The organism is Bacillus sp. AFS031507, from assembly GCF_002584635.1.
Classification (GTDB): Bacteria; Bacillota; Bacilli; order Bacillales; family Cytobacillaceae; genus Neobacillus.
Window position 1 is genome coordinate 1 of record NZ_NUOW01000070.1, and the last position, 10,238, is coordinate 10,238.

A 10,238-nucleotide genomic window follows, 5' to 3' on the forward strand; every position below is an offset into this window, starting at 1 on the left:
ACCCTGTAAGAACCGTCCCTCGGCTCTTTTTTCATAGAAAGGCACAATAACCTCCCTATTTGTTCAGCAGTTCTTTTCAAATTTGATATAGCAGCTTCTGGGTCCATGGCTGCCTCTAACTCAACTGGTCCACTTACAATGGTAAAATAAGCAGAGATCCCTGACTCATGCAGTGGAGAATCACCGTCGGAAATATCACCTGCTAAGGCTATCACTGGTAAACCATGCTTTCTTGCCAGGCGAGAAATTCCTGCAGGCGCTTTCCCCATTGAGGTTTGCCTATCCAGCTTTCCCTCACCTGTGACCACAATATCTACTTCCTGCAGTTTCTCTTCTAAACCTGCCATTTCAAGTATTAGCCCCACACCTGACTCTAACTGAACCTGTAAAAAACCAGCAAAAGCAGCACCAAGTCCACCTGCTGCACCTGCCCCAGAAATATGCTGCAATTCGACCCCGAACTGCTCCAACACCACATTTGCAAAACATTTTAGCCCATCATCTAATTCCTTTACCATTTCGGCTGTCGCCCCTTTTTGGGGGCCGAATATATAAGCGGCACCGTTCACCCCATATAGCGGGTTATGGACATCACAAGCAACACGATATCTCGCAGTCCTTACCTTTTCAGGTACACAACTCGAATCAATTTTCGCTATATTCTTAAGTTCTGCTCCGCCATATCCAATATCAAATCCTTGTTTATTCAAAAAACGGTACCCTAGTGCCTGAAGCATCCCCACGCCCGCATCATTGGTCGCACTTCCACCAAGACCGATAATAAAATATTGACAGCCCTTTTCAACTGCTTCCAAAATCATCTCACCAACACCATAGGATGTGGCGATAAGGGGATTGCGTTCTGCCTCCGGTACTAAAGGTAATCCACAAGCTTCAGCAATCTCGATAACAGCTGTAGTCCGATCTCCCAAAATACCATATCTCGCCTTCACTGGCTGTCCTAATGGTCCAGTAACAACCGATTCGATTAACTGTCCATTGGTTGCATGAACGAGCGCCTCTACCGTTCCTTCTCCTCCATCAGCTATCGGCACAGTCTGAACCTTGAAAGCCGAATTGGCCTTAAAAAATCCTTCGGCTATCGCTTTATTCGCTTCAAATGAGGATAAGCTCCCCTTCAAAGAATCCATTGCTACTAAGATATTCACTGTCTATCCCTCCAACAAATAGTTATATAAGGTGTTAGCCGCATGCAGAAACCCTCAACTTTTTACGGCCTTTATGACATCCAGTAGTGAAACCGTTTCATAGTCTGCTATAATAAAAAAAATTGAGGTGAAATCTATGCGTTTTGAAGAACGAGTCCATAAATTTGAATATAAGTTAAACGATACCGACGACCAAATTATTGAATATATCTTAATGAATGAAGAGGAATTCACACACCTGTCAATTCAATCCGTAGCAACAAGTCTTTTTACTGTCCCAAATACAATTACAAGACTTTCGAAAAAGCTTGGATATGATGGGTTCTCGCACCTCAAAAATAGTATAAAGGAAGAACTGGGGTCGTCCAAAGCTCCAGATGAGGATAGTTCCTATTTTCTTATTCAAAAAACCTTTGAACTCATTGATATGGAACAAATCGAAGCGGCCGCTAAAATGATGCATGATGCAAAGCATGTCTTATTTTTTGGAGTCGGTGATTCCGCTGATTTCTGCGAGATGATGGTCCGGAATTTGCGCGTGGTCGGAAAAGTAACCGAGCACTATATTCATCGCCATGAAGTGATAAACATGCTTGATCAAATGAACAAACATGACGTTCTGTTTCTAATCAGCCTTTCAGGTGAAACCCCGCAAATCCTTGAGATGGCTGAACGAGCAAAACAAAGAGACATTCCGATTATCTCATTAACGCATTTTACTAGGAATTCTCTGCAAGAAGCGGCTGCTGTTAATTTATATTGCTTTGCACCTAAAAAAGTAAAAAATGGCTACAATATAACCGACCGAACTCCGGTGATGATTTTATTACAAACATTATCGCAATTTTATTGGGACCACTTTTAAAAATGTGTACATATACACATGGAAACGCTTAATTGCAATTTTAGTGTGTAAAAATAAGAAGAATCGCTCTTCTTATTTTTTTTTTGTTACGATAAATCTGTAAATGAAAACACTTTCACGATGGGGGTAATCAATATGCAACTTCAAGCACTTACCTCACCAAGCCTAATCAGTACTGAACGCATCTTTAGCAGCAAAAAGGATGTCATTCAGTATTTAGTCAAACAGCTAGGTGAAGCTGGAAAACTACACTCTGAAGAAGAATATCTTCAATCTGTATTCGATAGAGAAAAACTTTCTCCCACAGGCTTTGAAGGTGGACTCGCGATCCCGCATGGAAAATCTAAAGCGGTTAAGGAAGCGGCTTTTGCAGTCGCTACACTCAAAAAACCATTAACCGACTGGGAAAGTATTGATCCCAACAATCAAGTACAGCTCGTGATCCTGCTTGCCATTCCAGAAAATGAAGCGGGTTCAACCCACCTTGCCTTACTTGCTGAATTTGTTAGAAGATTATCAAACGAATCTTATAAAAATCGACTTTTACAAGCCAAAACAAATACTGAATTATTTGAGCAACTGGATAACACAGACGCTCAGGAAGAAACAAGAGCAGTAAAGAAATTAAACAAAACTATCCTAGCTATTACCGCATGTCCAGCCGGAATTGCCCATACGTATATGGCAGCAGAAGCTCTTATAAAAGCAGGACAAGAACTAGGTGTCGATGTATTTGTTGAAAAGCAAGGAGCAAACGGCATTGAGGATCGTCATACAACAGCGCTTTTGAAAAAAGCGGATGCGATTATCTTTGCTAATGATGTGGCGGTCAAAAATGAGGAACGCTTCACACATTTACCAAAGCTGAAAACATCTGTGGCAGCACCGCTTAGAAATGCAAAGGAATTGCTAGAGGAAGCATTAGAAAAGGCAGAAGCAACACCAAAAAAACCTTACAATCCATCCCAAACCGCAGAGTCTTCATCAGAAGACGACGGTGAAAAATCATTTAAAACAGAAATTAAAGACTCGATCTTAACCGGTATTTCTTATATTATTCCAGTCATTGTTGCTGGGGGGATGACATTAGCCGTAGCAGTATTAATTTCGCAAGCGTTTGATCTTCAAGATGTGTATGCAAAAGAAGGCTCATGGCTTTGGTTATTAAGACAACTTGGCGGCGGCCTCCTTGGACAACTAATGGTGCCAATTTTAGCCGCCTATATGGCCTACGCCATTGCGGATAAGCCCGCTCTTGGACCTGGTTTTGCAGCCGGTGTAGCCGCCAATCTTATTGGCAGTGGATTCCTTGGCGGTATGCTTGGTGGTTTCCTTGCCGGTTTCTTCATAAAATTCTTAAAGAAAAAAGTGCAGCCAAAAGGAACATTTGCAGGGTTTATTAGCTTCTGGGTATACCCAGTGATTGGTACACTAGTTGTTGGTTCCATCATGTTATTCGTGATTGGAAAACCACTTGCATGGATCAATCAAGGCTTAATCGATTGGCTTGGTAGTCTTTCTGGAGCAAATGCACTTATTTTAGGAGCGATTCTTGGTGCCATGGTTTCGTTTGACTTAGGCGGACCAGTGAACAAAGCAGCCTATACCTTCTGTATTGGAGCAATGGCAAGTGGTAACTTTATTCCTTACGCGGCATTTGCTTCAGTAAAAATGGTTTCAGCTTTTTCTGTAACAGGGGCAACGATTATCGGGAAAAAGTATTTTAACAAACAAGAACAAGAAATTGGTAAACAAACGTGGCTGCTTGGTCTAGCAGGGATTACAGAAGGAGCCATTCCGTTTATGATTAATGACCCATTACGTGTCATTCCATCCTTAATTGCTGGTTCAGCCGTAACAGGTGCAATTGTTGCCTACTTTAATATTGGTTTAAATGTACCGGGTGCAGGAATTTTCTCCTTAGCCTTACTAAAAGGACAACCTGCACTAATGGCCGCAAGTATTTGGTTTGGTGCAGCCTTAATTGGAGCTGTTATTTCAACAATTTTATTAATCTTAACAAGAAAAAGCAAAGTGAATAAGGAAAAAAAAAGTAGCTTTGAGACAGAAAAAGCAGCCTAATTTTTAAAAAAATATATGGTACCTAGAGATTACCTCACTAGGTACCATTGAAATTTGGAGGACATCATGAAAAAAGTTCATATCGTACCCCACATGCATTGGGACAGAGAGTGGTACTTTTCAACAGAAGAGTCTCGAATTTTACTTGTTAATAATATGGAAGAAATTCTAGAAATGCTTGAAACGAATCCGGATTATCCCTATTACGTATTAGATGGTCAAACCTCAATCCTTGAAGATTACTTTGCGGTTAAACCACAAAATCGGGAACGGGTCAAAAAACTCGTCCAAGCAGGCAAACTCATCATCGGTCCATGGTATACACAAACAGATGAAATGGTAGTTGGCGGAGAATCGATTGTTCGTAACCTACTCTATGGATTAAAGGATAGTGAAGAATTTGGTTCACCGATGAAGATTGGCTATTTGCCCGATTCATTTGGCCAATCCTCACAAATGCCGCAAATCTTAAATGGTTTTGATATTCAATACTCTATTTTCTGGCGTGGGACATCCGAACGTCACGGTACAGATAAGACAGAATTTTACTGGGAAAGTGATGAGGGATCGAAAGTCTTAGTTCAGCTATTCCCACTTGGATATGCGATCGGTAAATATCTGCCTGAGGATGAGGAGAAACTGCAGGAGCGCATTGATAAGTACTTTACAGTGCTTGACCGTGGAGCGACGACTGAAAATATTATTCTCCCAAATGGTCACGATCAAATGCCTATTCAGAAAAATATTTTTACCATTATTGAAAAACTAGAGCGGTTATACCCTGATCGTGAGTTCTTCCTAAGCAAATATGAAAATGTATTTGCTGAAATTGAGAAAAACCAATCCTTGCCAACGTTACAAGGCGAATTTTTAGATGGAAAATACATGCGAGTTCACAGAAGTATTTATTCTACACGAATGGATATTAAAGCTGCGAATACACGAATTGAAAATAAAATCACGAACATCCTTGAACCATTAGCATCGATTGCTTATTCACTAGGGTTTGAATATCATCATGGCTTGATTGAATTAATTTGGAAAGAAATCATGAAAAATCATGCCCATGACAGTATCGGCTGCTGCTGCTCTGATAAAGTTCACCGTGAAATCATGAATCGATTCTTCTTGGCGGAGGAAAAAACCGATCAACTGATTGAACACTACAAGCGTAAAATCACTGATTCAATTGACACGGATCGCACGGAAGATCGTTTAACAGCATTTAACCTGCTTCCATATGAACGGAATGAAGTCGTGACGACGACCGTGATTACAAAGTTGCCTTTCTTTACATTAGAGGATTCAGACGGAAACACTATTCCATTTGAGGTCTTGAAAAAAGAAGAATTGGATCCCGGCTTGATTGACCGTCAAATCGTTCACTATGGTAACTATGATCCATTCTATCAATATATAGTCCAACTGAAAGATTCTATCCCTGCAATGGGGTATAAAACTTACTTTGTTGTTAATGAAGAAAACACTATGGGGAATTCCCTTGCTGCGGGAGAAACGGTGGAAACCGATTATTATATCGTCTCCGTAAATCCTAATGGGACGTTAAAAATTTGGGATAAGCAGCTTGAAAAGGAATTTAACAATGTTCTGTTGTTAGAAAACGGCGGAGATGATGGCGACGAATACGACTTCTCGCCTCTACAAAATGAAACACTTATTTACAGTGATCTTGCCGGAGCGAAAATAAATATGGCCCAAAATGACTTACAAGCCCAGATTGATATTCAGTTAAAGCTTGAAGTACCTGGCACCTTAGAAAATCGAAAAACCAATACAATTGACCGATTTGTAGAGGTTAATTGGAACATAATGATTCCAAATCATCAGCCTGTCTTAAAGGTTAACGTAGAAATCGATAATCAAGCGAAGGATCACCGTCTTCGTGCTTTGATTCCAACGGGAATTGCATCTTCTGTTTCCGTTTCGGACAATCAATTTGGATTCATTAAGCGTGACGTATATGATTCAGCGATGGATGTCTGGGAAAAAGAAAATTGGGATGAGCGTCCCGATTCAATTTTTCCAATGCTCTCTTTTGTTGGCTTATCAGATCAGGAACATGGTGTTAGCGTGTTAACCAACAGTACACGGGAGTACGAAATCATTGGGAAAAATGATGATACGATTGCCATTACCCTATTTCGGAGTGTTGGTGTGTTAGGAAAAGAAGAAATGCTAAGAAGACCAGGACGTCCTTCTGGTATTAAACTGCCTACACCTGACTCACAAATGCTAGGTAAGCTGAACCTGGACTTTGCGATTACAACGCATAGAGGCCCTGTTACTGCAGCAAACACAGGAAGGATAGCGAAGGAATTTACTACACCAATTCAGACCTATAATAAAATACCGTATAATGCGATGAAACTAAATCCATCTGGTGTACTGACACCATTATGCTTTAGTTTGCTGCAAGAAACGAGTCCTACATCCGTGCTTAGTACACTGAAAAAGGCGGAAAAGGAAGACCAATTTGTTCTACGCTTCTTTAATCCGACAGAGGAGGGAAGATATTCATCATTTACCCTTAACCGTTCAGTTGAACATGTACAAGAAGGTAACTTGAATGAAAACCCTATTGCTTCGATGGAAGTAGAAAATAATAGCTTTACCGTGTCATTAAAACAAAACCAAGTAAAAACAGTACTATTTTATTAGGTCCACTAAAGAAAGAGATTATTTCAAACTTAATAGTCTGTTAAAAGGAGAAAGGTTTAATAACGCCATCTCCTTTTTTTTCTGCAATAATGAAGGTGATCTCTAATTGGAATAAAAAGTTATGTCAAAATCCCTCATAAAATCGAGTTTACCTTCGAAACTATATAATTAGTTTAAGTAAGGGTGAAATTTCCCTTTATAATACCTCCATTAAAATCAACTTTGCGTAACCATAAATAGACATGGGAGAGAAGAAGAATGCCAGAAGAGACCTATCAATCTCGTGAGGAACGAAAACAAGCGGAAAACGCAAGACAGAATCAACAAAGAAATCAGCGAATACCGAAGAAAAAAGGATCATTATTGAAAAAAGTAATCATTGTCTGTCTCGTACTTGGACTTGTTTCAACAGGAGCAGGCGCTATATCGTTCGCTTCAATGATTAAGGATTCGCCTAACTTGGATGCTTCTAAGCTGGTGGATCCACTTTCTACAAAATTCTATGATGAGAACGGAAACTTTATTTATGAGTACGGGAAGGAAAAGCGAACAAAAATTGCGTATGAGCAAGTTCCGAAAGTGCTGGAGCAAGCGTTTATCGCCACGGAAGATTCCCATTTTTATGAGCATCAAGGGATCGATATCAAAAGGACGGCCAAGGCAATTTTTGTAAACTTAACCGGAGATTTCGGATCGCAGGGCGGTAGTACAATTACGCAGCAAGTGATAAAGAATTCCTTTTTGACTCCAGAGAAAACATTAAAGCGAAAAGTGCAAGAATGGGACTTGGCGTATCAGTTGGAACAGAAATATTCCAAGCACGATATTTTAATGATGTACTTAAACAAAATTTACCTTGGAAACCGCGCTTACGGAGTAGCTGCTGCAGCAAAAAGTTACTATGGTATTGACGCAAATGATTTGAAAAAATTGACGCTCGCGCAGGCAGCCATGTTAGCTGGACTGCCGCAGAGTCCGAATAACTATGATCCGACCAAGCCAGAAAACAAAGAAGCAGCCACGAAGCGTCGTACTATTGTCTTACGTTCGATGCTTAGAGATGGTTATATAACAGAGAAACAATTACAGGAAGCTTCAAAAGTTCCAGTTACTGAGGGACTTGTACCAAAAAGCACGCAACAAAGTATGCCTTACGAAGCGTTTTTAGATGCAGTTGTAAAAGAGGTAAAGGGTAAACTGAAGGATGTAGACATCAGTAAGGATGGATTATCTATCTATACTACCCTAGATCCAAAAGCACAGGATTATGCAGACAAAATGTTGAACACCAATGAAATCATTGCCTATCCAGATGCAGGTTTTCAGGGAGCTTTCGTCTTTTTAGATACCAAAACTGGTGAAGTCAGGGCGATCGGCAGCGGGCGAAACGACTATAAAGCAGAGTTTCTAGGTAACAACTTTGCAGTTGATATCAAACGTCAACCAGGCTCAACATTTAAGCCGATTTTTGATTATGGCCCTGCGATTGAAGATTTGAAATGGTCCACTGCACATCTAATCAATGACCAGAATACCTCCTATTCAACCGGCGAGCCGATTTCCAACTGGGACCATCAATATCACGGAATGCTGACGATACGGAGTGCACTGAAAAAATCTTATAATATTCCTGCTCTTCTCACGATGCGGGAGGTTGGAATGGATCAGGCAAAGAACTTTGCAGAAAAACTCGGCATTACTTTTAAAGATAACCAAGTATATGAATCCTATTCGATTGGAAGCAATACCGTAAGTCCTTTAGCCATGGCAGGGGCCTACAGTGCTTTTGGAAATAACGGCAACTATAATAAACCGCATTTTGTTCAAAAAGTGGTACTTCCGAATGGCAAAGTAGTGAATTTTACGGAGAAATCAAAACGTGTCATGCAGGATTACACAGCGTATATGGTGACGGATATGTTACGCACAGTCGTAAATGATGGGACAGGTACAACAGCGAATGTCCTTAACCTAGATGTTGCAGGGAAGACAGGTACAACCAATTTTAATGCAGAGACTAGAGCTAAATTTGGATACCCGACCAACGCGACAAATGATAGCTGGTTTGCAGGATATACCCCGCAATACACAATGGCGGTCTGGACCGGATACGCACAAAACGGTAATGGTAACTATATGGTCGCAAATACGCAGAAAATTTCGCAGTATATGTTTAAAGCCATGATGCAGTCATTTGGAACAGATTCATCTCGTTTTCAGGAGCCAAACAGTGTCTATCGAGTAAATAATGAACTGTATATTAAAGGGGTCAATTCTGCAGAAGTACCACCAAAACCTATTATCAAAAAAGAAAAACAGGTTAGTGAAGATGGTGGGAATGGGAAAAAGCAAAAAGAAGAAGCGAAACAACAAAAAGAGCAACGGAAAAATCATCAAGGGAAAGGGAAAGAAAAAGGAAAAGGGAAAGAGAAAGAGAAGCATTAATCCCGGAGACAGTCGCGGGAATCCCGGTGCCTGTACGCGCCGGATTTTGTCGAAGATTGAAAGATTACTAAGTGTCAGGCACCGTCAGTCAGGATTCTAAGGAAGTTCAAAGCATTAGAACAACCCTTATCTACACATGTAGGTAAGGGTTGTTTTGTATTATTAGGTCTAGGTTATGAACCTCTATTAAACAATAAAAAGACTCTAATGGGTACTTCGTACTTTATGAGTCACTAAAATAATCTTCACTCCTCCCAATTAGGAATTTGTTGGCGCAAGAACTATGTATCTATTAATTTCTTGGGTTTCGCAAACAAATGGTCTGGTTTCGCAAACAAAACCTAAAATTGGGCAAATAAACTCTCTCCTATTGAGAATCTGGAGTGGCTGAGGGGGGTGAAAGCGTGGAAATTGGTCAAACTGAGCTCCCTATCTATGAATCAATGAAGAATATCAGCGAACTGGACCATTTTATCAGCGGAAAACACAGATTTATCAGCGAATCTAGCATTTTATCAGCGGGAATCACAGATATATCAGCGAATCTAACATTTTATCAGCGAATCGGCACTATATAAACTAAGTCTATTTGGGTTACCCAACTCTCCAAGGTCCCACTAGGTTTGAGGCGCAGGAAAAACGCGGCTTAATATAAGGGTTTCTGCATTTCTTTGAAGGGACCTTCTCGGTGGTCATCTTATGATATTCAGGTTTTCTCATTTATTATTGAATGGTTCATTCTTTGACTTCATGTGAAACCAGTTTTGGTTGTTGATTTAAATAGATCAGGTATCGTTATCTCAAAAAAGGTTTTTGAGGAAATGAACTCTCTATAAAAAAAGAAAAACTTTCTGTTGCATATGTGAATCGAAGGTGCTATTATAAGGAAGTTGCTTTTAACGGCTGTCAAATTCGTTGAAAGTGAGAACAAAAAAATAAAATATTATATTGACATAGTAATTGAGATTCGATATAATAATAAATGTCGCTTCTGACAT

6 protein-coding genes are annotated in these 10,238 nt (G+C 40.1%); 5 read left to right on the plus strand and 1 reads right to left on the minus strand.

Annotated elements, in window-relative coordinates:
• Positions 1 to 1,169, minus strand: a 1,169-nt coding sequence (locus tag COE25_RS28940; protein ID WP_142354532.1) for a glycerate kinase family protein, incomplete at its 3' end; no start/stop codon positions are given.
• A 136-nt stretch (positions 1,170 to 1,305) separates the two neighbouring features.
• Between COE25_RS28940 and COE25_RS28945 the strand changes: the two genes are divergently transcribed.
• The 5 genes from COE25_RS28945 (at position 1,306) to COE25_RS31155 (ending at position 9,818) form a co-directional block, all read left to right on the plus strand.
• The gene (locus tag COE25_RS28945) at positions 1,306 to 2,034 is read left to right on the plus strand and encodes a MurR/RpiR family transcriptional regulator (RefSeq protein WP_098935112.1); all 729 of its coding nucleotides are present in this window, start codon (positions 1,306 to 1,308) and stop codon (positions 2,032 to 2,034) included.
• A 135-nt stretch (positions 2,035 to 2,169) separates the two neighbouring features.
• Complete coding sequence (mngA, locus tag COE25_RS28950) at positions 2,170 to 4,116, plus strand: PTS 2-O-a-mannosyl-D-glycerate transporter subunit IIABC (RefSeq protein ID WP_098935113.1); 1,947 nt, start codon at positions 2,170 to 2,172, stop codon at positions 4,114 to 4,116.
• A 66-nt stretch (positions 4,117 to 4,182) separates the two neighbouring features.
• A complete protein-coding gene (gene mngB / locus COE25_RS28955; RefSeq protein WP_098935114.1) occupies positions 4,183 to 6,795 on the plus strand; it encodes a mannosylglycerate hydrolase in 2,613 nt (870 codons plus the stop codon).
• A 258-nt stretch (positions 6,796 to 7,053) separates the two neighbouring features.
• Positions 7,054 to 9,240, plus strand: coding sequence for a transglycosylase domain-containing protein (locus tag COE25_RS28960; protein ID WP_098935115.1), 2,187 nt, complete (start codon positions 7,054 to 7,056; stop codon positions 9,238 to 9,240).
• A 404-nt stretch (positions 9,241 to 9,644) separates the two neighbouring features.
• The gene (locus COE25_RS31155; RefSeq protein WP_180247655.1) at positions 9,645 to 9,818 is read left to right on the plus strand and encodes a hypothetical protein; all 174 of its coding nucleotides are present in this window, start codon (positions 9,645 to 9,647) and stop codon (positions 9,816 to 9,818) included.
• The last annotated feature ends 420 nt before the right edge of the window (positions 9,819 to 10,238 follow it).

What these genes read in the sequence shown, in the direction of transcription:
- COE25_RS28945 (WP_098935112.1), top strand. Translation starts at nt 1,306, where the DNA reads ATGCGTTTTGAAGAACGAGTCCATAAATTTGAATATAAGTTAAACGAT.
- COE25_RS28960 (WP_098935115.1), top strand. Translation starts at nt 7,054, where the DNA reads ATGCCAGAAGAGACCTATCAATCTCGTGAGGAACGAAAACAAGCGGAA.
- mngA (WP_098935113.1), top strand. Translation starts at nt 2,170, where the DNA reads ATGCAACTTCAAGCACTTACCTCACCAAGCCTAATCAGTACTGAACGC.
- mngB (WP_098935114.1), top strand. Translation starts at nt 4,183, where the DNA reads ATGAAAAAAGTTCATATCGTACCCCACATGCATTGGGACAGAGAGTGG.